Here is a 23947-nt window from a genome sequence, read left to right as displayed (position 1 = left end):
TGGCGAAACGGGGGTTATGGGTCAACTACGGTTGACGCGGCGTGGGTGATGGGCTTGTGGTTAAGGTCATGGTCCGAAGGTTCTTAGCTCTAGCTGCCGCGTTCTCCCTGACCGGCTGTTCGCTGTTCGGGCACGAGGCCGATCCGGCGCTGTGGGTGGTCAAGGACGAGGACACCACGATCTATCTGTTCGGCACCGTCCATGTGCTGAAACCGCGCACCCACTGGTTCGACGACGGGATCAGCGAAGCGTTCGAGGTGAGCGACGAGCTGGTGATGGAGATCGCCCGGCCCGACCCGGCGGCGATTTCGGCGCTGGCGGCGCAACTGGGCACGCGCGGCGGCCCGCCCTTCCCCGCCGAAGTCGATGCGGCGGCGCAGCAGCTCGGCATGCCGAAAGGCGCGATCGACAAGCAGGAGCCGTGGCTGGCGGCGCTCACCTTGTCGCGGCTGGCGGTGACCAAGGCCGGCTATGGCGCCGATGCCGGAGTCGAGGCGACGCTGCACGAGGCGGCCGAAAGCGCCGACAAGCCGGTGCATGCGCTCGAAACCGCGCGCAGCCAGTTGATGCTGTTCGACGGCCTGTCCGGCGCGGCGCAGAGCGCGATGCTTGATGCGACGGTCAAGGAATTGCCCGAAACCGCGGCCCGCACCCAGCGCTTCGTCGAAGCCTGGGGATCGGGCGACGCGGAGACTGTCGGCGCCGAGATGAACCGCGCCATGGCCGCCTCGCCCGAGATCGGCGAAGCGCTGATCGCCCGCCGCAACGCGCGCTGGGCCGACTGGGTACAGCGGCGCATGCAACAGCCCGGCACGGTGTTCATGGCGGTCGGCGCCGGGCACCTCGCCGGCAAGGGCAGCGTGCAGGAGCTGCTGACCGAAAAGGGGCTGAAGGTCGAACGGGTGGCTTATTAGCCCTGATCCTCCCCCGCCAGGGGGAGGTGGCACGCGCAGCGTGTCGGAGGGGGCGGAAGCCCAACGGAAGTTTGGAATCCTCCCCCCTCCGTCGCCTTCGGCGCCACCTCCCCCTGGCGGGGGAGGATTTGCTTGCCTCTTGCAGCCCCCTCCCCTATAGGCGCGCGCTTCCGGTCAGGGTCATCCCTGGAGGCCTGATCGGGAATTGAACCATTTAGCGCATAGGAACGACACATGAGCGACACGCTTACGCTGTCGGCCGAGACGCGCGACCGGGTTGGCAAGGGAGCCTCCCGGGCGCTTCGTCGTGAAGGCCGCGTCCCCGCCGTGATCTACGGCAACAAGCAGGAACCGCTGGGTATCCACCTCGAGGAGCGCGCGCTCGTCAAGGCGTTGAACACCGGCCACTTCATGAACTCGGTCATCATGATCGAGGGCGCGGGTGGCAAGGCGATCCGCACGCTGGCCAAGGACGTGGCGCTCGACGTCGTCACCGACCGTCCGGTCCATATCGACTTCCTCCGCATCTCGGAGCACGCCAAGGTCACCGTCGCGGTGCCGGTGATGTTCGCCGATGAAGACGCTTCGCCGGGCCTCGAAAAGGGCGGCGTGCTCAACATCGTCCGTCACGACCTCGACATCGTGTGCGACGCCGCGCACATCCCGAGCGAGATCACCGTTTCGCTCGCCGGTCTCGACCTGGGCGGCTCGGTGCACATCTCGGCCGTGACCCTGCCCAAGGGCGTCGAGAGCGCGATCACCGACCGCGACTTCACCATCGCCACCATCGCTGCTCCGGCAGCGCTGAAGGCCGAGGAAGCCGAAGCCGCCGAAGCCGAAGCAGCGGCTGAAGCTGGCGAGGGCGAAGCCGCGGCCGAGGGCGATACCCCGGCTGACGAGGCCGCACCGGCCGAGACCGCTGGTCCGACCGACGCCGAGTAAGCCTTTCACCCTATCCGGGGATCGATTAGACGCCTCCGCACCCCGGTGCGGGGGCGTTTTTTATTGAAGGGTCGCGGCACCGGCCCGCTCCCCCACCCGGCCACCCATAGAATATACTGGCGTGGGTGGCCGGGTGGGGGAGCGGGCCGGTGCGGCCAACGGGAAATGACATGCAACTGTGGGTCGGCCTCGGCAATCCGGGCGCGCAATATGCGATGAACCGGCACAATGTCGGCTTCATGGCGGCCGACGCGATCGCCGAGGTGCATGGCTTCACGCCGCCCGCGAAGAAATTCCAGGGCTGGGTGCAGGAGGGCCGCGTCGGCGGCGCCAAGGTGTTGCTGCTCAAGCCCGGCACCTTCATGAACGAGAGCGGGCGTTCGATCCGCGCTGCGCTCGATTTCTACAAGCTGAGCATCGACGACGTCACCGTCTTCCATGACGAGCTCGACCTCGCGCCGTTCAAGGTCAAGGTGAAGCGCGGCGGCGGCGCGGCGGGGCAGAATGGCATCCGCAGCGCGATTAGCCATGTCGGCGCGGACTTTCGCCGCGTGCGCATCGGCATCGGCCATCCCGGGCACAAGGAGCGCGTCACCGGCTGGGTGCTGGGCAACTACGCCAAGAGCGAGATCGAGCCGCTGTCCGATCTGCTCGGCGCGATTGCCGCCGAGGCCGAGTGGCTGGCGAAGGGCGACGACACGCGCTTCATGAACGACGTGGCGCTGCGGTTGCAGGCGATCCCCTGAACGAAAAGGGCCGGACGTCGCCGCCCGGCCCCTCGCTGTTCGATTTGCGGTGCGGATCAGCTCTTCTTGCCGATCACCACGCCGACCGCACGGCTGTCGCCGCCGGTCACCGCGCCGCTGATCGCGAAGGTGATGCCGATCTCGGCCGCCGCCGGACCATAGGCGAGACCCTGGAAGGTGCCGCCCGCGGTGCTGCTGGTGCCGAAGCTGCCGGTGAACTGGTTGTTGCCCGCCGCGATCGCGCCCGTGCCGGTGAAGGTGCCGTAAGCGGTCGCGCCGCGGTTGAGCGTCATCGACAGGTTCACGAGGCCAGTGGCGTAGTTGATCGTCAGCGTCGCGGTGCCGCTCAGCTTGTCGACCGAGCTCGCGCCCGCTGCCGGCGAGACGACCGAACGGCCGACCACGCGCACCGTATAGGTCACCGTGCCGGTGGTCGGCATGTCGGTCGCGACGGTGGGATAGCCCATCGTCGCATAGGTCACGCGCTTGGCGCCAGCGGTGCTGTCGCCACGCCACCAGCCGCCATAGGTCGACCGAGTCAGCGCCAGCGCCGCATCGCTCGTCACCGATCCGGAGACCGTGTTGTTGAGCAGGTCGAGCTGGTAGAAGGCGCCCGCCGTGGTCGGCGCGGTGGTCTCGCGATAGACATATTCGGTGACGCCCGCGGCCGGTGCGGTGAGCAGGTCGGCGCCGGTGAAGCGCGATTCCTCGGTATTCTCGCGTACCACGGTCTCGGCCGTCTGCGCCGTCGTGACGGTGCTCTGCAACGCGAAGCGCACGCGGTTGGAGAAGCTGTCGGTGCCGGCGACGCCCAGCGTGACCGGACCGGCGACATCGCCGGTATAGCTCATCGCCGCGCTGACCGAGAACAGCTCGGCCGCACCGCTCAGCGGGAAGGCGGAATAGGTCGGCGTCGACGAAGCGGTCGGCGTCGGTGTCGGCGTGGGGGTCGGAGTCGGCGTCGCGTCGTCCCCATTATTGCATCCGGCAACGGCCAGCACGGCGACGGCGCTGGCGATAATGGCGGAACGGCGAATCATACATGCAACTCCTGTTACGTCTTGTCCTGCAAGGCGCCCGGCGCCTTTACCGCAGATGAACGGGCTCGCCGCTCAACGGACTGCGGCATGCGGTAGCGTGGTCGCGCAGGAAACGAAACCCCGTGCTTGCATCGCGGATGCGCGCATGCTGTTCGGCCTTATGACCATCCGCACGCTGTTCGCCACCCGCTTTTCCGAAACCGCGCTGGACGACGCGGCATTGCTGGCGGAACTGGCCGACGCCTGCCGCGACCTCGCCGAGCAGGACCGCGCCGGACGCGCCTGGTCGAAGGCGCATGGCTATCGCGGCTACACCTCCTATGCCTCGCTCGACGACCTGCCCGCGCGCGACCCGCGCTTCGCGGATCTCGTCCGGCACCTGAACAAAGACGTCGCCCGCTTCGCCGACGCCTGTGCGTTCGACCTGGGCGGACGCAAGCTCAAACTCGACAGCCTGTGGGTCAACATCCTTAAACCCGGCGGCACGCATAGCGGCCATATCCATCCCCACAGCGTGGTTTCGGGCACCATCTATGTCGAGGTGCCACCCCGGGCCGGCGCGCTCAAGCTCGAGGACCCGCGCCTGCCGCTGCTGATGGCCGCCCCGCCCCGCCGCCCCGACGCGCCGGAAGAGCTGCAAACCTTCATCTATGCGCAGCCCGCGCCGGGCGGCATCTTTCTATGGGAAAGCTGGCTGCGGCACGAAGTCACGCCGCATGCCGGCAAGGGCGAGCGCATCAGCATCAGCTTCAACTATCGCTGATTCCAAGGAACCATTGCGCATGTGAACCGATTCATTCCCAGTTTCGGGAGAATGATGATGCGTAAAGGAATCACCGCACTGTTGGCGCTCGCGATGGCGGTGCCGGTCGCGACCGCGCCGGTCCTGTCGGGCGAAGCGCAGGCGCAGTCCACCTGGGCCGAGCGTGAGGCGCAGCGCGACCGGGAGTATAACGAGCGGCGCGAGCGGCGCTGGCGCGACCGCAGCGAGTATCGCGACCGTGACTATCGCTGGCGCGGCGACCAGCGCGAGTGGGACGCCTCGCGCAGCTATCGCAGCGGCAGCTACCGCGAGCGCCGCCTGAGCCGTCAGGACCAGATTTATCGCGGTCGTGACGGGCGCTATTATTGCCGCCGCGGCGACGGCACCACGGGCCTCGTCGTCGGTGCGGCGCTGGGCGGCATCCTGGGCGGCGCGATCGGCGGCGGTGACCTGCTCGGCGTGATCCTGGGCGGCGCCGGCGGCGCAGTGCTCGGCCGCGAGATCGACCGCGGCAACGTGCGCTGCCGCTGACCGGTCGATAGCTTGAAGGAGAGCCCGCCGGTTTCGCGACCGGCGGGCTTCTTCATGGCTGGCAATTTCCCGCGGTCCGCCCTATCGGGACGCCTTTCCCGGACCACAGGACCACAGAAATGGGCTTTCGCTGCGGCATCGTCGGCCTGCCGAATGTCGGCAAATCGACGCTTTTCAACGCGCTGACCGAGACCGCTGCGGCGCAGGCGGCGAATTATCCGTTCTGCACGATCGAGCCGAATGTCGGCAACGTTGCGGTACCCGACGACCGCTTGCAGGCGCTGGCCAAGATCGCCAATTCCGCCAAGATCATCGAGACTCAGCTCGGCTTCGTCGACATCGCCGGTCTCGTGCGCGGCGCGAGCAAGGGCGAGGGTCTGGGCAACCAGTTCCTCGGCAACATTCGCGAGGTCGACGCGATCGTCCACGTCCTGCGTTGCTTCGAAAATGACGACATCCAGCATGTCGACAACAAGGTCGACCCGATCGCCGACGCCGAAACGGTCGAGACCGAACTGATGCTCTCCGACCTCGAATCGCTCGAAAAGCGCGTGCCCAACCTCCAGAAAAAGGCGGCGCAGGGCGACAAGGAGGCGAAGATCGCCGCATCGGTGCTGGGCCAGGCGCTCGACCTGCTGCGCCAGGGCAAGCCGGCGCGGCTGGTCGAGCCCAAGGACATCGAGGAAGCGCGGCTGTTCGCGCAGGCGCAGCTGATCACCGCCAAGCCCGTCCTCTATGTCTGCAACGTCAACGAGGAAGACGCCGCCAACGGCAATGAATTCTCGGCGCGCGTGTTCGAGAAGGCCAGGGCCGAGGGCGCCGAGGCCGTCGTCGTATCCGCCGCGATCGAGGCCGAGATCGCGACCATGCCGGCCGACGAGCGCGGCGAGTTCCTCGGCGAGCTGGGGCTGGAGGAAACCGGCCTCGCGCGCGTGATCCGCGCCGGCTATTCGCTGCTCCATTTGCTCACCTTCTTCACCGTAGGGCCAAAGGAAGCACGCGCCTGGACCACGCATGTCGGCGCCAAGGCCCCGCAGGCGGCCGGCGAGATCCACACCGATTTCGAACGCGGCTTCATCCGTGCCGAGACGATCGCGTTCGACGACTATATAAAGTTCAACGGCGAAACCGGTGCGCGCGACAACGGCAAGCTGCGCTCCGAAGGCAAGGAATATGTCGTTCAGGACGGCGACGTGATGCTGTTCCGCTTCAACGTCTAGCCGAACGCCCAGCGGAACGTCCTGGCGATCGCCAGCGTGGAGCCGCGGACCAGCGGCGTCGCGGGCGGACGTTTCAGCCCGTGCAGCTCGCGCGCCCAGTCGGGCAACAGATCGACCGCCGCCGCGAAGATCGCGGCCTGTGCGGGCGCGACAGCGAGGCTCGGCGGGCGCTGGTTGAGCACGAAATGCGCCACCTCGCGCGTGCGGGCATCGGCCAGCAGTTGCGGGCGCATCGCGGCGATCAGTGTTTCGGCCTCCGCCTTGCTGCGCGGGACCGGATCGGCGCCGAGCGCTTCGGCGATCCGGGCGGTTTCGGCATAATAGACGTCCTCCTCTTCGCGCGAGATCGGCACGCCATAGCGCTGCCAGGCGGCGAGGAAGCTCCACATCTCGGTCACATGCACCCAGGCGAGCAGCGCGGGATCGTCGGCGCGATAAGGTGTGCCGTCGGGCAGCGTGCCGCCGACTCGCTCATGCACCTCGCGCACCTTGGCGATTGCAGCCTGCGCGATGGCGCGCTCGGCATAGGTCGTTTCAGCGATGAAGCGCGCGGTGCGGCGCAGGCGTCCGAGCATGTCGGTGCGGAACGCGCTGTGGTCCCACACCCCCGCCAGTACGGCAGGATGCAGCATCTGCAGCAGCAGCGAGGCGACCCCGCCAACCATCATCGTCGTCACGTCGCCATTGACGCGCCAGGTGACCGAGCCGCGCGGGAACAGCGCCTCGTCGCTGCGCTGGACCGGCGTCTCACCCTTGGCCCGATCGTTGAACGTGCTGCGCACCACGCCGATCAGGCGCGCGCGGAGACCGGCGGTGACGGGATTGGGGGGCGGCATCGCTTGCTGAGGTAAGCCGCCGAACGCGGCTCAACAAGCTTGCAAAAATCCAGTTTCAGCACGAAACTCACCTTCATGCGATATTTCGAAGATCTCGAAGTCGGCGCCAAGGCGAGCTTTGGCAGCTATCCCGTGACGCGCGAGGAAGTGCTGGAATTCGCGGCGAAATACGACCCCCAGCCGTTCCACCTTTCCGACGAGGCGGCGGCACGGACTCATTTCGGGCGGATGTCGGCGAGTGGCTGGCACACCTGCGCGATGACGATGTCGATGTTCGTCGAATGGATGAAGGAAAACCCGCAGGCCAGCCTTGGTGCGGCGGGAGTCGATGAACTGCGCTGGCTCAAGCCGGTCTTCCCGGGCGACACGCTGCGCTGCGAGAATGAGCTGCTCGCGAAGAAGGCGTCCGAGAAGCGCCCCGAAATGGGCAGCACGCGCGCGCGGATGACGGTGTTCAACCAGCATGACGAGCCGGTGCTGAGCTTCATCGCGCGCGGCCTGATCGCGCGGCGGCCACAGCCCTAGACTTCGCTCGACACGAACGGTCAGTGGAATTTGGCGGTCGCGCGCGTTCGCTCGCACGAAGAAAGCGGCTAGTGCCCCGCGAACGCCACCAGCGCGTTCACTTCGATCCCCTCTACCCGCAGCGAGTCCGCGCCGCCCAGCTCGGGCAGGTCGATCACGAACGCCGCCTGAGTCACCTGCGCCGCGGCCTTGCGTAGCAGCCGCACCGCCGCGCGGGCCGTGCCGCCGGTGGCGATGAGGTCGTCGATCAGCAGCACGCGCGCGCCGGGCGCGAAGGCGTCGGCGTGGATCGCGATACGGTCGGTGCCGTACTCCAGCGCATAATCCTCGGCGATGGTCGCGCCGGGCAGCTTGCCGTCCTTGCGCAACAGCAGCACGCCTGCCCCCAGCGCCACCGCGACCGGCGCGGCGAAGATGAAGCCGCGCGCCTCGATCCCGGCGACGAGATCGACCGGGCCGTCCACCCCCTCGACGATGCGCTCGATGCTGCGCGCGAAGCCGGCGGGGTCGAGCAGCAGCGTGGTGATGTCGCGGAACATGATCCCCGGCTTGGGGAAGTCCGGGATCGTGCGGATCAGCGCGGCGAGATCGTCGTTCGGTGCGGTCACCAATTGCTCCTCACAAAAAAACGGCCCGGGAATCGCTTCCCGGGCCGTTTGAGAAAACCGTCAGGCGGTTGGCCTCAATCCTTCACGCCCCGCCAGATCTGCTTCTTGGCGCCATAAGCGAGGAAGCAGAAGATCACGAGGAAGATCAGCGTCGCGAGACCCGCGGTCTTGCGCGCGCCCAGCTTGGGCTCGGCCGACCACATCAGGAACGCCGCGACGTCCTTGGCGTAATTGTCGGCGGTCGCCGCGGTGCCGTCGGAATAGGTCACCTGACCATCCTTGATCGGCTGCGCCATCGCCAGGTTCAGCGTCGCGAAATAGGGGTTGAAGTGAAGGCCCTGCGGGGTCTTCGTATCCGGGAACTGCTTGAGCAGTTCCTCGCCCTTCTCGTTCTTATAGCCTTCCTGCGCCTTGTAGCCGGTCAGCAGCGAGTAGATGTAGTTCGGGCCGTCGTGACGCGCCTTCGCCATCAGCGACAGGTCGGGCGGGATCGCGTTATTGTTGGCGGCGCGCGCTGCGACGTCGTTGGCATAGACCAGCGGGAAGCGGTCCGAGGCCAGGCCGTCGCGGGTCGCCGGCTCACCCGTCTCCGGGTTGATCGACGGCACCTGGAAGCCCTTGGCGATGGTCTTCACCTGGCCTTCGCTATAGCCGATCGCCTCGAGGTCGCGGAACGACACCAGACGCAGCGAGTGGCACGCGGCGCAGACTTCCTTGTACACCTGCAGACCGCGCTGCAGCTGGCGGTTGTCATATTTGCCCAACACGCCCTCGAACGAGAAGCCGGCCTTGCGCGGATGCTCGTGGAACTCGTGCTCCGCGGTCGCCGCGGGTGGGGTTTTGATCCAGTTCGACACCGTGTCGTAGATGCCGAGCAGCAGGGCGAGGACGAAGCCGAGGCCAACCAAGCCGCCGAGAATGCGAACCATGTTAATTCAGCCCCTTATTCAGCCGCGAGCGCGGTCTGCGCCGGCGACGTGCCACCCTTGCCCGCGAGCACCGCTTCGGTGATCGAATTCGGCAACGGCCGCGGCCGCTCCATCATCGACACGATCGGCAGGATCAGCAGGAAGTGTGCGAAATAGTAAGTGGAGGCGAGCTGTCCAATCAGGATCACCGACGGGGTCGGCGACGCACCGCCGATATAACCGAGCACGATCACGTCGACGAGCAGCACCCACAGGAAGATGCGGTAGGTCGGGCGATAGTTGGCCGACCGCACCGGCGAGGTGTCGAGCCACGGCAGGAAGAACAGCAGCAGGATCGACGCGAACATCGCCAGCACGCCCCACAGCTTCGCCGGGATCCACAGGAAGTCGAAGGTGAACGACTTGAGGATCGCGTAGAAGGGCAGGAAGTACCACTCCGGCACGATGTGCGCCGGGGTCGAGAGCGGGTTGGCCGGGATGTAGTTGTCCGGATGGCCGAGCAGGTTCGGCGCGAAGAAGATCAGCGCCGCGAACACGATCAGCGCCACGCCCACGCCCACGCCATCTTTGGCGGTGTAATAGGGGTGGAACGGCACGGTATCCTGCTCGCTCTTCACCTCGACGCCGGTCGGGTTCGACGAACCCGGAATGTGCAGCGCCCAGATGTGGAGGATGACCACGCCGGCGATCACGAACGGCAGCAGATAATGGAGCGAGAAGAAGCGGTTGAGCGCGGCATTGTCCGGCGCGAAGCCGCCCAGCAGCCACACGCGGATCGTCTCGCCCACGCCGGGAATGGCGGAGAAGAAGCCGGTGATCACCTGCGCGCCCCAGAAGCTCATCTGCCCCCAGGGAAGGACGTAGCCCATGAACGCGGTCGCCATCATCAGCAGGAAGATAACCACGCCGAGCAGCCACACCATCTCGCGCGGCGCCTTGTACGAACCGTACCACAGGCCGCGGGCGATATGGATGTACACCACCAGCAGGAACATCGACGCGCCGTTGGCGTGCGCATAGCGCAGGAACCAGCCGGCGTTCACGTCACGCATGATGTGCTCGACGCTGTCGAAGGCGATGCCGGCATTGGCGGCATAGTGCATCGCCAGCACGATGCCGGTGACGATCTGCACCGCCAGGAACATCCCGGCGAGCACGCCGAAGTTCCAGAAATAGTTGAGGTTGCGCGGGACCGGATAGCCGGCGCCGACCGCGTTATAGACGAAGCGCGGAAGCGGGAGACGATCGTCGACCCACTTCATCAGCGGGTGCTTCGGTTCGTACTGCTTTGCCCAGGGAAAGCTCATTGCCTGATGCCCCTCAGCCGACCCGAACGACGGTGTCGGAAATGAATTCGTAATCCGGAACCGCGAGGTTCGACGGCGCGGGACCGCTGCGGATGCGCCCGGCGGTGTCATAGGCCGAGCCATGGCACGGACAGAAATAGCCGCCGAACGGCCCCTTGTTCTCGCCCTCGCCCGCGCCCAGCGGCACGCAGCCGAGATGGGTGCACACGCCCAGCGTGATCAGCCAGTTCGCCTTGCCTTCCTTGGTGCGCTGCGCGAGCGTCTCGGGATCGCGCAGGTCGCTCACCGGCACCGCATCGGCCTCGGCGATTTCCTTCGGCGTCAGGTTGCGCACGAACAGCGGCTGCTTGCGGAAGGTCGACTTGATCGACTGGCCGGGCTGGATCGCCGAGACGTCGAGCTCGGTGGTCGACTGTGCCAGCACGTCGGCCGACGGGCTCATCTGGTTGATCAGCGGAAGCGCCACCACGCCGGCGCCCACGCCCGCGAACGCCACCGCGCCGATCGACAGATAGTCGCGGCGGCGGGGATCGGCGGGCGCGTCATGCGCTTCACCGGGGGGAACAGCTTCATCAAGCGTTGCCATGCATCAGCCCTTGCACTTCAAAAAACACCGAGACGCTTTATGCGCCTTCGAAAACCGGATGCGGCGGGACGCAGGAACGCCACGCCAGAACCCCCGGTGCCCCCGGTGGCTGGCGGCCTGATAGACGCCACATACCGCGTTTGCCAACCGCCTTTTTGACGCTCTTGTGGCATGTGTGCGCCCTGCCCTATCGGGACAGCCATGCGCATTGCCCTGTTCCAGCCCGATATCGCCGGAAATGTCGGCGCCGTCCTGCGGATCGGCGCGTGTTTCGACACACCGGTCGATCTGATCGAACCGATGGGATTCGCCTGGGACGACAAGCGCGTCGCGCGGGCGGGGATGGACTATATCGATCATGTGCGGATCGCGCGGCATGCCAATTGGGACGCGTTTCTGGGCAGCGTGACGTCGCGCATCGTGCTGTTCACCACCAAAAGCGCGCAGCGATTTGACGAAACCCAATTTGCCGCCGGCGACATTTTGCTGTTCGGATCGGAAAGCGCGGGCGCGCCCGATTACGTGCGCGCGCGCGCCGATCTGCGCGTGCGAATCCCGATGCGGCCCATCACGCGCTCCTTGAACCTTTCGGTTTCGGCGGGCATCGCGCTCGCCGAAGCGCTCAGACAGACCAAAGGCTTTCCCGAATGATCGACCTCGACCCCCAGCAAGCCGGCGCGCGCGCCTGGTTCGAATCGCTGCGTGACTCGATCTGCGCCGAGTTCGAGGCGATCGAGCGCGAGGCCGGATCGGACGCCGCGTTCGACTATATCGGCTGGGACCGCGCCGATCCCTCGGGCGAACCCGGCGGCGGCGGCGTGCGCGGGGTGATGAAGGGCAAGGTGTTCGAAAAGGTCGGGGTCAACGTCTCGACCGTCGGCGGCACCTTCGAAGGCGATTTCGCGAAGACCATCCACGGCGCGGGCGAGGACCCGCGCTTCTTTGCTACCGGCATCAGCCTGGTCGCGCACATGGCCAACCCGCATGTGCCGGCGGTGCACATGAACACGCGCTTCCTCGTGACGACCAAACGCTGGTTCGGCGGCGGCGCGGACCTGAACCCGCCGATTCCCTATGAGGAAGACACCGCCGACTTCCATGCCACGCTCAACGCCGCGTGCGACACGCACGACCCGGAGCATTATCCGCGCTTCAAGCAATGGGCCGACGACTATTTCTACATCCCGCACCGCAAGGTGCATCGCGGCGTCGGCGGCATCTTCTACGATCACCTCGACAGCAATGACGACGCCAGTTGGGACGCGAATTTCGCCTTCACCCAGGATGTCGGCCGCGCCTTCCTCGACGCCTATCCCCGGATCGTGCGGCGGCGGATGGCAATGCCGTTCACCGACGCGGACAAGGCGCAGCAGCTCGAATGGCGCGGCCGCTATGCCGAGTTCAACCTCGTCTATGACCGCGGCACGCTGTTCGGACTCAAGACCGGCGGCAATATCGACGCGATCCTGATGAGCCTGCCGCCGCTGGCGACATGGTCGTGACAAGGGCGTCCTGATGGGCCTGATCGCGGTCAGGCCGGGCGAAGTCGCAGCGGTCGTCACCAGCCTCGAGATGCTCGAGCGGCCGCGCCCCCGCCCGCTGCCCGAATCGCCGCTGCGGCTGGTGCGCTGGGTCCAGCCCGCGCCCGACAAATACCGCACGCTGTTCGAGCGCGTCGGCGCGCCCTGGCTGTGGTTCTCGCGGCTGGTGATGGCCGACGACCGGCTGACCGCGATCATCCATGACGCGAATGTCGAGATTTACGCCGTCAGCGACCCGCGCGGCATCGAGATCGGGTTGCTGGAACTCGATTTTCGGGCGGCGAACACCTGCGAGCTGTCCTTCTTCGGGCTGGTGCCCGAACTGACCGGCCAGGGTCATGGCCGCTGGCTGATGGCTCAGGCACTGGTCCGCGCGTGGCGCAAGGATGTCAGCCGGGTGTGGGTCCACACCTGCACGCTCGACCATCCCAAGGCGCTCGGCTTCTACCGCGCGTCGGGCTTCGTCCCCTATGCCCGCTCGGTCGAGACCTTCGCCGACCCGCGGCTGTCAGGCCATCTGCCGCGCGACGCCGCGCCTCACGTCCCGCTGCTCGATCCCGCCAGCCGGCGGTAAATCGCGACTCGCACCAGCGTGAAGGCGACGAAAGCCGCCGCGCCGGCCGCCGCGACGGGGACCAGCGCCACCACCTGCACCCAGGGCGAATTGCCGGCCAGCGCGGTCAGCGTCTGCGCCACGACCAGCATGACCAGCGCCGCCGACCCGGCGATCGCCGCCGTACCGCATCCCAGCAGCGCAATCCGCCAGCCATTCCCCGCGCTCAACCGGAAGCCGCGCTCGATTGCCGCCAACAGCCCGCGCTCGGGCTCGGCGGCATAGGCGGCGCCCATCAGCCAGCTGCGCCCGAAAATGTAGAGGCCCGGAATCACATAGAGCGCGAAGCCGAGATTGATCAGCGTCCCGGTCAGGAAACCGATCAGCACGAACGGCACCAGCCGCAGCAGCGATGCGGTCAACAATTCGCCGACCGTTCGCCCGCCGCGCAGGAACAGGCTGAGCAGCGCGAACCCGCCAAAATCGAGCGCCAGGCTGACCAGCAACAGCCAGGCGAAGTTCGCGACATAGAAGGCGCGAACCGCGGCGAACACCGCCTCTTCGTTGGTCCGATCGGCAATGGCCGGCAACGTGCTGACCAGCATCGCCAGCGCCAGCACCGGCAGCAGGAAAAACACGCCCGCCACGCGCGCCACGACATCGCGCTCGGCGCGCCACAGGGCCGCGGCGTCAGCGAGGACGCCGCCGATGGGAAGTCTCATTGTGCTTTTGCCGCCTCTTCGCGAAGCAGCAGCGCGACGAACAGCTTGGCGGTGAACGCCGTGCCGAGCACCGTGAACCCGGTCGAAACCGCCCCGCCGACAATCGTCGTCAGCACCGTCGCCAGCGACAGCCCGTCCTCGCCCCGCCCCGCGATCAGGAACATCACCGCGCCGAACGCGGTCGTCGCGGCGAGATTGGCGACGATCGACACCACCGCATAGAGAATGATCACCCCGGCGATCTTGAGCGCCGCGCCGCGCGTCAGCCGCCACGAGCGCGCAATCGCGCCCAGCGCCTGCCCCTCGCCGACGATCACCGGCAGCAGCACCGCAAGCCGCGCCACCAGCCACAGCATCACCGGCAGCAGGATCAGGACATAGAGCGCAACGGCGGTCGCGGCGGCCGCCGGAATTTCGGGCATCGAGTCCTGCGCCATCGCCGCCACATCGACTCCGCTCGCGGCGAGGATCACCCCCACCGGAATCGACGCGGCAAGCCCCGCGATCAGCACCACGACCATCACCAGCAACGCAGCCGGGAACCGCCGGGTCGCCACGCCGGTCGCGGCGCGGCCATGCGACGGATCGAGCGTCAGCGCCGTGATCGCGAGCTGCCCCCAGAACGTAACCAGCGCCAGTGCGAGCGAGCCGAGTCCCAGCCCCATCGCCAGACCGGGCGCCGCGCCCGGCCGCAATTCGGCGAAATTGCCCGTGATCACCGCCGGTACGAAGATGCCGAGCAGCGCGATCGGCAGGATCGTACCCAGATTATCGCTCAGAAACTCAGCCGTCCGATCCCAGACGCTACCCATGCTGATCATAGCCACACCCCTTGCCCCAAGCTGTTAGCCGATCCGACCGCGGCGCGCCACATGGTTGCGCGGCAAACCGCGTTGGCGCATCGGGTGCGGCATGGAATCGAAGCACGGCATCGAATGGCGCGTCGCGGCGGACCGCGTGCCCTATCCGCAGGCGCTCGCCGAGATGGAATCGCGCGTCGCCGCGATCCAGGCGGGCGAGGCGGAAGAGTTGATCTGGCTGCTCGAACACCCGCCGGTCTATACCGCGGGCACCAGCGCCGACCCGGCCGAACTGATCGACCCGCGCTTCCCGGTGTTTCCGGCGGGCCGCGGCGGGCGCTACACCTATCACGGGCCGGGCCAGCGGATCGGCTATGTCATGCTCGACCTGTCGCGGCGCGCCAAAGATGTGCGCTGCTATGTCCACGCGCTCGAAGGCTGGGTGATCGCCGCGCTGGCGCAGGTCGGCATCGACTCGTTCCGCGCCGAAGGCCGCGTCGGCATCTGGACGCGCGACGGCGGGCAGGAAGCGAAGATCGGAGCGATCGGCGTGCGCGTGAAACGCTGGGTGACGATGCACGGCTTTTCGGTGAACCTCGCCCCCGACCTCGCCGATTTCGGCGGGATCGTGCCGTGCGGCCTGCCCGAATTCCCCGTCACCAGCGCCGCGATGCTGGGAAAAGACATCTCGCCCGCCACCTTTGACGAAGCGCTGGCTATTGCCTTTCCAGCCTTCCTCGCCAACCTGGAACCCAGGCCGGATGCGGCCTGCCACAATCAGGACAAAATCCGGGGTTGAGGCGATGGACCCAAGCGTTTAAACTCTACCACGGATTAGGGAGTTTGCGATCACGCCGGCTCCCGTCCTTTGTTATCTAGGGAGCCTAATTCATGCGCGCACTCTTCACCAAGGCCGTTGCCGGTTCGTTGATCGCCAGCTCGGCGCTGCTGCTTTCGGCATGCGGCGACAAGACCGAAGTCACCACCGAGAACACGACGGTCGTTGACGTGAACGCGACGGACCCGGTGCTCGACGGCACCACCAGCGACAACATGACCGCGGTCGACGGCGCCACCGGCAACGACACCGGCATGGCGGCCGACATGGCTGCGAACGACACCGCCAGCAACGGCATGTAATTCGCTCAGGCGACTTACCATCGTTTCGAGGGCCGTCCGGCAACGGGCGGCCCTTTCGATTCACAGGCTCGTTCTGCAGGGCTTCCGTTCGGTGCCGAAACGAATCCGCCCGAAAAACCGCTTGGGCCGCGAGTCAAAAATCCGTAACCGGTAACCATTCGATATCGTGTGGAAGAGGGTTGAGGATGCCAGTGTCGCGTTTGTTTTTGGCTGCATCAGCCGCACTTCTCGCCGGCGCGGCCCCCGCCTCGGCGCAATTCTATTTTCGTGGCCCCGACATTGCGAGTCCGCGGCTGACCGGGATGGAGCCGGGCATTCTCGGCCAGGCATTCCCCGGCGCGACCCCGGCCGAGACTCGCGCGGCTTTGGTGTGGAACCTGCGCGCCGCGCTCAACGTCGCCGCGCTGCAATGCCAGTTCGCGCCGACGCTGCTGACGCTGCCCAACTACAATGCGATCATCAAGGATCACTCGGGCGAGCTGACCGCCTCCTATGCCACGCTGACCAAATATTTCATGCGCACCGCCAAGACCCCAAAGGCCGGCCAGACCGCGCTCGATCAGTACGGCACGCGCGTCTATTCGAGCTATTCGGCGGTCTATTCGCAGTTGACCTTCTGCCAGACCGCGGACGACGTCTCGCAGCAGGTGGTGTTCGCGCCGCGCGGCCAGTTCGGCGAAGTCGCGGCCGAGCGGCTCGGCGAGATCCGCAACAGCATGACGCGCTGGGGCGAACAGCAATTTCCCAGCGTCGTCCGCTCGCAAGCCGCCGGATGGATCAACTATCCGCTGTTCGGCAACGACAAATGCTGGCGCAAGGGCGTTTACGAACCGGGGCGCTGCATAAAGCGCTAACGCAGCCCCAGCGACTTGTGCGCCTGAAGCGTCAGCCGCCATTTGGGCCGCGCCATCGCGAAGTCGACCGACGCCTGCACGTTCGCGGCGGCGTTGGCATCGTCCATCGGCTGGACCAGGAAATGGGCGAAATCCCACTGCTCCAGCGCGGCGACATCGGTGCCTGCCTGCGGCCAGACGAGCTTCAACTCGTCGCCGCTTCGCTGCACCACCTCGCTGCCCGCCTTGGGGCTGATGCACACCCAGTCGATGCCGGGATGCGCGGGGAGCGTGCCGTTGCTCTCGATCGCGGTGCGGAAGCCGCGCGTGTGCAAGGCCTCGACCAGCGCATCGTCGACCTGCAGCATCGGCTCGCCGCCGGTCAGCACCACGAAGCGGCGCTCGCTCCCTTCGCCCCAGAACCCTTCGACGGCATCGGCGAGCGCGTCCGCATCGGCGAACTTGCCCCCGCCCAGTCCATCGGTGCCGACGAAATCGGTGTCACAGAATTTGCAGACCGCGGCGGCGCGGTCCGCCTCCCGCCCCGACCACAAATTGCACCCGGCAAAGCGCACGAACACCGCACGCGCGCCGGCATTCACGCCCTCGCCCTGCAGCGTCAGGAACATCTCCTTGACCGAATAGGTCATGCGGGCGCGGCGTAGCGCGTCGGATCGGGCACGCCCGCTTCCTCGAACCCCTTCGAACGCAACCGGCAGCTGTCGCACAGCCCGCAATGCACGCCGCCCGGCGCGGGATCGTAGCACGACCAGCTGAGCCCCAGATCGAGGCCCAGTTCCATGCCCTTGCGCACGATGTCCGCCTTGCTCATCTCGACCAGCGGCGCGCGGATGCGGAACGGCTCGCCCTCCACCCCGGCCTTGGTCGCCAGCTCGGCCAGCTTCTCGAACCCCGCGATGAATTCGGGCCGGCAGTCGGGATAGCCCGAATAATCGAGCGCATTGACCCCGATATACAGGTCGCGCGCACCCGCTGCCTCGGCCCAGCCGAGCGCGAGGCTGAGGAAGATCGTATTGCGCGCCGGGACATAGGTGACCGGGATCTCGTCCCCTACCCCGCTTTTGGGCACGTCGATATCCGCGGTCAGCGCCGATCCGCCGAACAGCGACAGGTCGAGCGGCAGCACCACATGGCGCTCGGCCCCCAGCACGCTGGCGATACGGCGCGCCGCCGCCAGCTCGACATGGTGCCGCTGGTTATAGTCGATCGACAGCGCCAGCAGCCGATGGCCGTCCGCCACCGCGCACGCGGCGGAAACATAGGAATCGAGACCGCCCGAGATCAGGGCGACGGCAAGCTTGCGGCTGTCGGTCATCGAATTGGGCGTAACGACTTCGCCGCAGCGCGGCAAGAATCAGCGCGAGGCAGAGGCGGAAGCGCAGGCGCCGGTGCGGCGGCCCTCATATTCCTCGGTGAACGGCAGCCCGCGGCTGATCCCTTGAGTCTCCAGCCGGATCAGGCGCGGCGTCTCGACGGTGATGCGCGTGTCGCCATTGCCGACGCCCGGGCAGCTGTACGTCACGCGCCCGCCCATCGTGCCATTCTCCACCACGAAGCGCTGGCAGGCGACGCCGCGATGGCGCAGCTGGAGCAGCATTTGCGGATCGGTGATGCAGATCGAGCGAGTCGAACCGTCCGGCGCGCGCAACGACCATTCGCCACGCTCGATCTTGCCGAGCGCGGCGAGTCCGCCGCTCTGTGCGGCAGCCGAAAAGCCGGTCGCCATCATGACGACGGCCGTCAGGATCGATCCGATTCTGCTCATTTCGTCGCCCTAATAGCACGATTCGGCTGCAAAATTACTGACAATTGACGTCATGCAGCATGGTCGAGGGTGATCGGGAACTTCTTCGAGCAGAAAGCACAATCGACGGTAATCACGCCATTTTCCGCCATATCGGCGCGCTCGTCGGGGGTGAATTTGGACAGAACCGACCCAATATAGGCCGCATCGCAGCGGCAGCCGCGCACCAGCGCCGCACCGCCCTGCACGCGCACTTCCGCTTCTTCGTTGAACAGCCGCCAGACCAGCGTCTCGAGCGGCAGCGACGGGTCGGTCAACTCGTCCGCGCCCATCGTTCCGCCCAATGCCTCGACATGCTCCCATTCGGGATGCGCGTCGCGCGCATGCAGCCGCTCGCCGCCTTCCTCGCCTTCGGGCAGATGCTGGAGGAACAGCCCGCCGCCGATGCACTGGCCGTCAGCATCATGCCCCATGCCGAGCCGCACGAGGCTCGGAATCTGCTCGGACTGCATGAAGTAGTTCTCCGCCGCGTCGGCGATCGACTCGCCGTCGAGCGGGACGATCCCCTGATAGCGCTCGCCGGTCGCCGCCTGGTCGAAGGTCATCGCCAGATGCCCCTTGTGGAACAGCGCGTAGAGCGACGGATTGTCGCCCAGCTCGGCCAGCCGCTCCTCGTCAAATTGCAGATAACCGCGCAGCTCGCCGCCGCGATAGTCGCACACCAGCAGCTTGACGATCCCGCCCTGAGTCTGCGCCTGCAACGTCAGCTGCCCGCCCGCATCCTTGAGCGTCGAACCCAGCAACGCGGTCAGCGTCAGCGCCTCGGCCATCACCCGCTCGATCGGCGGCGGATAGGCGTGCGCCGACAGGATCTCGTTCAACACCGGCCCCAGCCGCGCGACCCGGCCACGCGCATGGCGGTGCGGCAAGGTAAAGTTGACGGTGCGATCGAGGTCCGGAGTGGCAGTCACGTCATATCTCCGCCGTTCGTGCCGAGCGAAGTCGAGGCACCACGTATCTGCGGCGCCAATGCTTCTCGACTTCGCTCACAGCGAACGGCAATTTTGGGTTCGCCGCCATATGGTGACGAACCCGCCCGCTTCAACCGATCTGCCCGAAGCACCAGCGCAGCACCGCCTTTTGCGCATGCAGGCGATTCTCCGCCTCCGGCCAGATCAGCGATTGCGGTCCGTCGAGCACCGCATCGGTCGCCTCTTCACCGCGATGCGCGGGCAGGCAGTGCAGGAACTTCGCGTCCGGCTTGGCCTGCGCCATCAGCGCCTCGTTCACCTGATAGGGCCACATCGCCGCCATCTTGGCCTCGGCATGCGCCTGCCCCATCGAGATCCAGGTGTCGGTGATGACGATATCGGCGCCCGCGACCGCCTCGGCGGCATCGTTCACCACCCGCGCCCGACCCTGCCCGGCCGCGACCACCGCGTCGGACGGCGCAAAACTCTGCGGACAGGCGGCCACGACATCGAAATGCATCAGCCCCGCCGCCTCGATCAGCGAGGCGAGCATGTTGTTGCCGTCGCCGAGCCAGGCGACCTTCAGGCCGGGCAGCGACTTGCCGCTCTCCACGATCGTCTGCAGGTCGGCCATCATCTGGCACGGATGGCTGTCGTCAGTCAGCCCGTTGATCACCGGCACGCTGGCATAATGCGCCATTTCCAGCAGCTTGGCGTGATCGTCGGTGCGCACCATGATCGCGTCGCAATAGCCTGACAGCACCCGCGCGGTATCCGCGATGCTCTCGCCGCGGCCAAGCTGGCTGGTCGCCGTATCGAGCACGATCGGCACGCCGCCAAGCTGCGTGATGGCGAGGTCAAAGCTGACGCGGGTACGGGTCGAGTTCTTCTCGAACACCATCGCGAGCGCATAGCCGGAAAGCGGCGCATCGGCATCGAGCTTCGCCTTGGGCCAGCCGACGCGCGCCGCCTTGCGGTCGATCGCATCGGCCAGCATCGCGGCGACGCCATCGGCGCCGGCATCGGAAAGCGAAAGGAAATTACGGTAGGTCACGGGAGTCTCCCCCTCCCGTTCGTCCCGAGCGAAGTCGAGGGACAATGTGTCTCGACTCCGCTCGACACGAACGGTCAGTCCAATCCATCCGGATCAATCATCGGTCAGCGGCGCATAGCTGCGCGCGCCGGCGCTCAGTCGCTCGATACACTCGGCGATATGATCTTCCTCGATCACCAGCGGCGGGAGCAGGCGGAACACATTGTCGCCCGCCGCGACCGTCAGCAGCCTGTGATTGTCGCGCAGATGCGCCACGAAATCGCGGCTGACCGCCGGCTCCTTGAGCTTGATGCCCAGCATCAGCCCCTTGCCGCGGATCTCCTCGAACAAGGCATCGTGATTGGGCAGCAGCTGCTCGAGCGCCTGCCGCAGCCGCTCGCCGGTCTTCTCGACGCGCTCGAAGAAGCCGTCCTCGAGCATCACGTCGAGCACCGCCATCCCCGCCGCCATCGCCAGCGGATTGCCGCCATAGGTCGAGCCGTGCGTGCCGAACACCATGCCCTTGGCCGCTTCCTCGGTCGCGAGGCACGCGCCGAGCGGGAAGCCGTTGCCGATCCCCTTGGCCACGGTCATGATGTCGGGCGTGATGCCGTAATGCTCATAGGCGAAGAACTTGCCGGTGCGCCCGTAACCGCACTGGATTTCGTCCAGCACCAGCAGCATGCCCTGCTCGTCGCACGCCTTGCGTAGCCCGCGGATGAATTCGGGCGTGCCCGCGGTCATCCCGCCCTCGCCCTGCACCGTCTCGACCAGGAAGCCGGCCGTATTCTCGTCGACCAGCGCCAGCGCGCCTTCGAGGTCGTTGAACGCGGCATAGTCGAAGCCCGGCGCGAGCGGTTCGAACCCGTCGCGCATCTTGGGCTGATCGGTCGCCGAGATCGCCCCCATCGTACGCCCGTGGAACGCATTCTTGAAGGTGATCAGCTTGGTGCGGTTGGGCTGGCCGTTGACGTAGTGATAGCGGCGCGCGGTCTTGATCGCGCACTCGACCGCTTCGGCGCCCGAATTGGTGAAGAAGATCGTGTCGGCGAAGCAATTGTCGATGATGCGCTGCGCCAGCGCCTCCCCCTGCGGCGAACCGTAAAGGTTGGAGACGTGCATCAGCGTCGCGATCTGGTCCTGCAGCACCTTGGTGACGTGCGGATGGCCGTGGCCGAGCGCGTTCACCGCGATCCCCGCCGCGAAATCGAGATAGCGCTCGCCTCGCTCGCCGACCAGCCAGCAGCCCTCGCCTCGCACCGGACGCACATCGCACCGTGGGTAAACGGGCATGAGCGGGGTGATCGACATCGAACTGCTCCTCCTTGCTTGGGCGCGAATGGTGCGCGTTTTACTCCGGAAACGACAAAGGCGGCCCAACCGGACCGCCCGGAGCGCGCATCTACCCGCCAGGGACCATGAGCGTCAACACCCGGCGCTGAACCGTTACCGGCGCAGCGCGTTGGGCGGCAAGGAGGTCGCCCATGCCCGACGCGCTCGAACGATGGCAGGTCATGCCGCACGGGGTCCTGGAGGAAATCGACGACGGCATCCTCACCGTTCCGGGTGAGATCGTGATGCCGCTCGGCCGCTTTCCGCGGCGGATGACGGTGATCGCGCTGGCCGAGGGCGGCACGGTGATCTGGAGCGCGATCGCGCTTCACGAGCCGGAAATGGCGCGGATCGAGGCGCTGGGGCCGCCCAAATTCCTGATCGTCCCCAACCGCGCGCACCGGCTCGACGCAAAAATCTGGAAGCAACGCTATCCGGAGATGCAAGTCATCGCCCCGCCCAAGGCGCGTCAGGCGGTGGCGGAGGTCGTCGCGGTCGACGCCACCGACGACATCATCGGCGACCTGGCCATCGCCTTCGACCTGATCGACCAGAAGACGGACGAGTTCGCGCTACGGGTGCACCGCGCCAGCGGCACCACGCTGATCGTCAACGATTCGATCGGCCATGTCCGCCACCCGCACGGGCTCGGCGCAAAGATCATGGCGCGACTGATGGGGTTCGGCGTCAAGCGGCCGCAAGTGCCGCGCGTCATCCGCCGCATGATGATCGACGACCCGAAGGCGCTCGCCGCACAGATGCGGGAATGGGCCGCGCTGCCCGATCTGCGCCGAATCATCGTCAGTCACGGCGATCCGATCACTCACGATCCGGCAGGGGAATTGCGGCGCCTGGCCGCGAAACTCGAGAAATAGCAGGCGGCGCGGAACACCGTCCCGCGCCGCCCTTGTTACTTACCGATCCCAGCGATCGTCGTCATAGCCGCGCCGGTCGTCCCAGCGGCCGTCGCGGCGCTCGTCGCGCAGGCGGCGGATCAGCTGTTCGGCGCGGTTCTCGATCTGCTCACGCTCCCAGCGCGAATAGCCGTCACGGCGAAAACGCGCGTCGAGCTGATACAGCCGGTTGAGCTCGTTGCGGTAGTAATAGACCTCGCGCTGCGAAATATCGCGGCGCTGGATCGCGCGGTCGAGCATCATCTGCGCGCGGCGCAGCGTATCGCGGCCATAGCCATAGCCGCCGCGGTCGTCGTAACGGTCGCCATAGCGGTCACCGCGATAGCCGTCGCCCCAGCTCTGGGCGGTCGCCGGCACGGCGGCAAGGGTAGAGGCCGCGAGGGCCAGTCCGATCATCATCTTACGCATTGGGCATCGCCTCCTCAGTCGATGTGACCGGGATAGCGGGGCCGAGTCGAATTGGCGCTGAACGCGGCTGACAGCAGCCGTTCAGCCTGCGGATCAACTCTTGATCTTCCACCCGCTGCGCAACAGCAGATAGCAGACGACGCCCAGCACCGCGTCGATCGCCACGACGATGCCCCCGGCGGTCCAGATCGAGACGTAACCGTCGCTGACGCCGAGAAAGCCGTAGCGAAAGCCCGAAATCACATAGAAGAACGGGTTGAAATGGCTGATCGTCTGAAACGCGGGCGAAAGCCGGTCGACCGAATAGAAGGTGCCCGACAGCAAGGTCAGCGGCGCGATCACGAAATTCGTGACCGCCGCGGCGTGATCGAACTTCTCGCCCCAGATCGAGGTGATCACGCCGAGGAACGCCAGCATCAGCGACCCGAACAGCCCGAACCACAAGACGGCAAACAGATGCTGCGGCACCATCACGCTGCCGAGGAACAGCAGCATCGCGAGCCACACCGCCCCGCCGACGCAAAACGCCCGCGTCACCGCCCCGCCACACAGCGCCGCGAGCAGCTCGCCGGTCGACAGCGGCGGCATCAGATAATCGACGATCGTGCCCTGGATCTTGCCCACCAGCAGCGAGAAGCTCGAATTGGCGAAGGCGTTGTTGAGCATCCCCATCACCACCAGCCCCGGCGCGATGAACGTCCCGAACGGCACGTTGACGCCCCCCACCGAAACCTCGCCGCGCGCGCCCAGAGCAGTGGTGAACACCACCAGCAGCAACAGCTGCGACACCGCCGGCGCCCATATCGTCTGGAGCTGCACCTTGAAGAAACGGCGCACCTCCTTCACATAAAGGGTCGACAAGCCTCCCCAATTGATGTTGCGGATCACCGGAACGCCGGGGGCGGCAAGCTGCGTATCGGGCGCGGGGTGTTGTTCGGCCATGTCTGGCCGGGTAAAGGCTCCCACGCGGACCCGCAACGGGATTGAT

General features: G+C 66.6%; 30 protein-coding genes. 14 read left to right on the top strand and 16 right to left on the bottom strand.

Annotation, left to right across the window (positions count from 1 at the left end; all coding sequences use genetic code 11):
- Positions 1-68 precede the first annotated feature (68 nt).
- The 3 genes from M9978_RS06805 to pth all read left to right on the top strand — a co-directional run bounded on the left by M9978_RS06805 (position 69) and on the right by pth (position 2602).
- The gene (locus M9978_RS06805; RefSeq protein WP_254292255.1) at positions 69-914 is read left to right on the top strand and encodes a TraB/GumN family protein; all 846 of its coding nucleotides are present in this window, start codon (positions 69-71) and stop codon (positions 912-914) included.
- A 234-nt stretch (positions 915-1148) separates the two neighbouring features.
- The gene (locus M9978_RS06800; RefSeq protein WP_254292254.1) at positions 1149-1856 is read left to right on the top strand and encodes a 50S ribosomal protein L25/general stress protein Ctc; all 708 of its coding nucleotides are present in this window, start codon (positions 1149-1151) and stop codon (positions 1854-1856) included.
- Positions 1857-2026: 170 nt separating this feature from the next.
- Positions 2027-2602: an aminoacyl-tRNA hydrolase gene (pth, locus tag M9978_RS06795; RefSeq protein ID WP_254292253.1), complete on the top strand. Its 576-nt coding sequence runs from the start codon at positions 2027-2029 to the stop codon at positions 2600-2602.
- A 56-nt stretch (positions 2603-2658) separates the two neighbouring features.
- Here the strand turns inward: pth and M9978_RS06790 are convergent, their stop codons facing one another.
- On the bottom strand, positions 2659-3642 hold the full coding sequence (locus tag M9978_RS06790; RefSeq protein ID WP_254292252.1) for a transferrin-binding protein-like solute binding protein: 984 nt from the start codon (positions 3640-3642) through the stop codon (positions 2659-2661).
- A gap of 160 nt (positions 3643-3802) precedes the next feature.
- On the opposite strand from M9978_RS06790, the gene M9978_RS06785 reads away from it, so the two are divergent.
- From M9978_RS06785 to ychF, 3 genes are all read left to right on the top strand, one after another.
- Entirely contained in the window at positions 3803-4405 is a 603-nt protein-coding gene (locus M9978_RS06785) for a TIGR02466 family protein (protein ID WP_254292492.1), read from the top strand.
- 57 nt (positions 4406-4462) lie between these two features.
- A complete protein-coding gene (locus tag M9978_RS06780) occupies positions 4463-4936 on the top strand; it encodes a glycine zipper 2TM domain-containing protein (protein WP_254292251.1) in 474 nt (157 codons plus the stop codon).
- 119 nt (positions 4937-5055) lie between these two features.
- Positions 5056-6156, top strand: a complete 1101-nt coding sequence (gene ychF / locus M9978_RS06775; protein WP_254292250.1) for a redox-regulated ATPase YchF — start codon at positions 5056-5058, stop codon at positions 6154-6156.
- Here ychF and M9978_RS06770 read toward each other — a convergent pair.
- A complete protein-coding gene (locus M9978_RS06770) occupies positions 6153-6992 on the bottom strand; it encodes an oxygenase MpaB family protein (RefSeq protein ID WP_254292249.1) in 840 nt (279 codons plus the stop codon). The genes ychF and M9978_RS06770 overlap by 4 nt on opposite strands.
- Positions 6993-7067: 75 nt before the next feature.
- Here M9978_RS06770 and M9978_RS06765 point away from each other — a divergent pair, with 75 nt between their 5' ends.
- Positions 7068-7517: a MaoC family dehydratase gene (locus M9978_RS06765; protein WP_254292248.1), complete on the top strand. Its 450-nt coding sequence runs from the start codon at positions 7068-7070 to the stop codon at positions 7515-7517.
- A 68-nt stretch (positions 7518-7585) separates the two neighbouring features.
- Here M9978_RS06765 and M9978_RS06760 read toward each other — a convergent pair whose 3' ends face one another.
- The 4 genes from M9978_RS06760 to petA all read right to left on the bottom strand — a co-directional run bounded on the left by M9978_RS06760 (position 7586) and on the right by petA (position 10947).
- Positions 7586-8128, bottom strand: a complete 543-nt coding sequence (locus M9978_RS06760; protein WP_302053842.1) for an adenine phosphoribosyltransferase — start codon at positions 8126-8128, stop codon at positions 7586-7588.
- Between the two features lie 71 nt (positions 8129-8199).
- Positions 8200-9054 carry a cytochrome c1 gene (locus tag M9978_RS06755; RefSeq protein ID WP_254292247.1) on the bottom strand — a complete coding sequence of 285 codons (855 nt, stop codon included), beginning with the start codon at positions 9052-9054 and terminating at the stop codon, positions 8200-8202.
- A gap of 14 nt (positions 9055-9068) precedes the next feature.
- The gene (locus tag M9978_RS06750) at positions 9069-10361 is read right to left on the bottom strand and encodes a cytochrome b (protein ID WP_254292246.1); all 1293 of its coding nucleotides are present in this window, start codon (positions 10359-10361) and stop codon (positions 9069-9071) included.
- Between the two features lie 13 nt (positions 10362-10374).
- Positions 10375-10947: a ubiquinol-cytochrome c reductase iron-sulfur subunit gene (petA, locus tag M9978_RS06745; RefSeq protein WP_254292245.1), complete on the bottom strand. Its 573-nt coding sequence runs from the start codon at positions 10945-10947 to the stop codon at positions 10375-10377.
- 201 nt (positions 10948-11148) lie between these two features.
- Between petA and M9978_RS06740 the strand changes: the two genes are divergently transcribed.
- Genes M9978_RS06740 through M9978_RS06730 form a run of 3 tightly spaced genes read left to right on the top strand, consistent with a single transcriptional unit; the run spans position 11149 to position 13062 of the window.
- Positions 11149-11598, top strand: coding sequence for a tRNA (cytidine(34)-2'-O)-methyltransferase (locus M9978_RS06740; protein WP_254292244.1), 450 nt, complete (start codon positions 11149-11151; stop codon positions 11596-11598).
- Entirely contained in the window at positions 11595-12449 is an 855-nt protein-coding gene (gene hemF / locus M9978_RS06735) for an oxygen-dependent coproporphyrinogen oxidase (RefSeq protein WP_254292243.1), read from the top strand. Before M9978_RS06740 ends, hemF begins: the two co-directional genes overlap by 4 nt.
- A gap of 13 nt (positions 12450-12462) precedes the next feature.
- Positions 12463-13062, top strand: coding sequence for a GNAT family N-acetyltransferase (locus M9978_RS06730; protein ID WP_254292242.1), 600 nt, complete (start codon positions 12463-12465; stop codon positions 13060-13062).
- On the opposite strand, the gene M9978_RS06725 is transcribed toward M9978_RS06730, so the two are convergent.
- Positions 13026-13763, bottom strand: a complete 738-nt coding sequence (locus M9978_RS06725) for a hypothetical protein (protein ID WP_254292241.1) — start codon at positions 13761-13763, stop codon at positions 13026-13028. The two genes, M9978_RS06730 and M9978_RS06725, sit on opposite strands and share 37 nt — an antisense overlap.
- Positions 13760-14584, bottom strand: a complete 825-nt coding sequence (locus M9978_RS06720) for a hypothetical protein (protein WP_254292240.1) — start codon at positions 14582-14584, stop codon at positions 13760-13762. The genes M9978_RS06725 and M9978_RS06720 overlap by 4 nt, the downstream gene beginning before the upstream one ends.
- 91 nt (positions 14585-14675) lie before the next feature.
- Here M9978_RS06720 and lipB point away from each other — a divergent pair, with 91 nt between their 5' ends.
- From lipB to M9978_RS06705, 3 genes are all read left to right on the top strand, one after another.
- Positions 14676-15362, top strand: a complete 687-nt coding sequence (lipB, locus tag M9978_RS06715; RefSeq protein WP_254292239.1) for a lipoyl(octanoyl) transferase LipB — start codon at positions 14676-14678, stop codon at positions 15360-15362.
- A 92-nt stretch (positions 15363-15454) separates the two neighbouring features.
- On the top strand, positions 15455-15703 hold the full coding sequence (locus M9978_RS06710; RefSeq protein WP_254292238.1) for a hypothetical protein: 249 nt from the start codon (positions 15455-15457) through the stop codon (positions 15701-15703).
- Between the two features lie 206 nt (positions 15704-15909).
- Positions 15910-16557 (top strand): hypothetical protein, encoded by a 648-nt coding sequence (locus M9978_RS06705; protein ID WP_367305051.1) that lies wholly within the window; start codon positions 15910-15912, stop codon positions 16555-16557.
- Here the strand turns inward: M9978_RS06705 and queE are convergent.
- From queE to M9978_RS06675, 6 genes are all read right to left on the bottom strand, one after another.
- Positions 16554-17186 carry a 7-carboxy-7-deazaguanine synthase gene (queE, locus tag M9978_RS06700; RefSeq protein ID WP_254292236.1) on the bottom strand — a complete coding sequence of 211 codons (633 nt, stop codon included), beginning with the start codon at positions 17184-17186 and terminating at the stop codon, positions 16554-16556. The genes M9978_RS06705 and queE overlap by 4 nt on opposite strands.
- On the bottom strand, positions 17183-17872 hold the full coding sequence (gene queC, locus M9978_RS06695; RefSeq protein ID WP_254292235.1) for a 7-cyano-7-deazaguanine synthase QueC: 690 nt from the start codon (positions 17870-17872) through the stop codon (positions 17183-17185). Before queC ends, queE begins: the two co-directional genes overlap by 4 nt.
- A 39-nt stretch (positions 17873-17911) precedes the next feature.
- Positions 17912-18322: an invasion associated locus B family protein gene (locus M9978_RS06690; protein ID WP_254292234.1), complete on the bottom strand. Its 411-nt coding sequence runs from the start codon at positions 18320-18322 to the stop codon at positions 17912-17914.
- A gap of 50 nt (positions 18323-18372) precedes the next feature.
- Complete coding sequence (locus M9978_RS06685; protein ID WP_254292233.1) at positions 18373-19272, bottom strand: Hsp33 family molecular chaperone HslO; 900 nt, start codon at positions 19270-19272, stop codon at positions 18373-18375.
- Between the two features lie 130 nt (positions 19273-19402).
- Positions 19403-20269: an ornithine carbamoyltransferase gene (gene argF / locus M9978_RS06680; protein WP_254292490.1), complete on the bottom strand. Its 867-nt coding sequence runs from the start codon at positions 20267-20269 to the stop codon at positions 19403-19405.
- Between the two features lie 150 nt (positions 20270-20419).
- Positions 20420-21616 (bottom strand): aspartate aminotransferase family protein, encoded by a 1197-nt coding sequence (locus tag M9978_RS06675; protein WP_254292232.1) that lies wholly within the window; start codon positions 21614-21616, stop codon positions 20420-20422.
- 173 nt (positions 21617-21789) lie between these two features.
- Here M9978_RS06675 and M9978_RS06670 point away from each other — a divergent pair, with 173 nt between their 5' ends.
- A complete protein-coding gene (locus tag M9978_RS06670; protein ID WP_254292231.1) occupies positions 21790-22512 on the top strand; it encodes a hypothetical protein in 723 nt (240 codons plus the stop codon).
- 39 nt (positions 22513-22551) lie between these two features.
- Here M9978_RS06670 and M9978_RS06665 read toward each other — a convergent pair whose 3' ends face one another.
- Both M9978_RS06665 and M9978_RS06660 read right to left on the bottom strand, forming a co-directional pair.
- A complete protein-coding gene (locus M9978_RS06665) occupies positions 22552-22959 on the bottom strand; it encodes a hypothetical protein (protein ID WP_254292230.1) in 408 nt (135 codons plus the stop codon).
- A gap of 93 nt (positions 22960-23052) precedes the next feature.
- Entirely contained in the window at positions 23053-23901 is an 849-nt protein-coding gene (locus M9978_RS06660; protein ID WP_254292229.1) for an ABC transporter permease, read from the bottom strand.
- Positions 23902-23947 lie beyond the last annotated feature (46 nt).

Source organism: Sphingomonas tagetis (genome assembly GCF_024211275.1).
In the GTDB taxonomy this organism is placed as follows: Bacteria; Pseudomonadota; Alphaproteobacteria; order Sphingomonadales; family Sphingomonadaceae; genus Sphingomonas; species Sphingomonas tagetis.
This window is presented reverse-complemented; position numbering and strand designations above follow the sequence as displayed.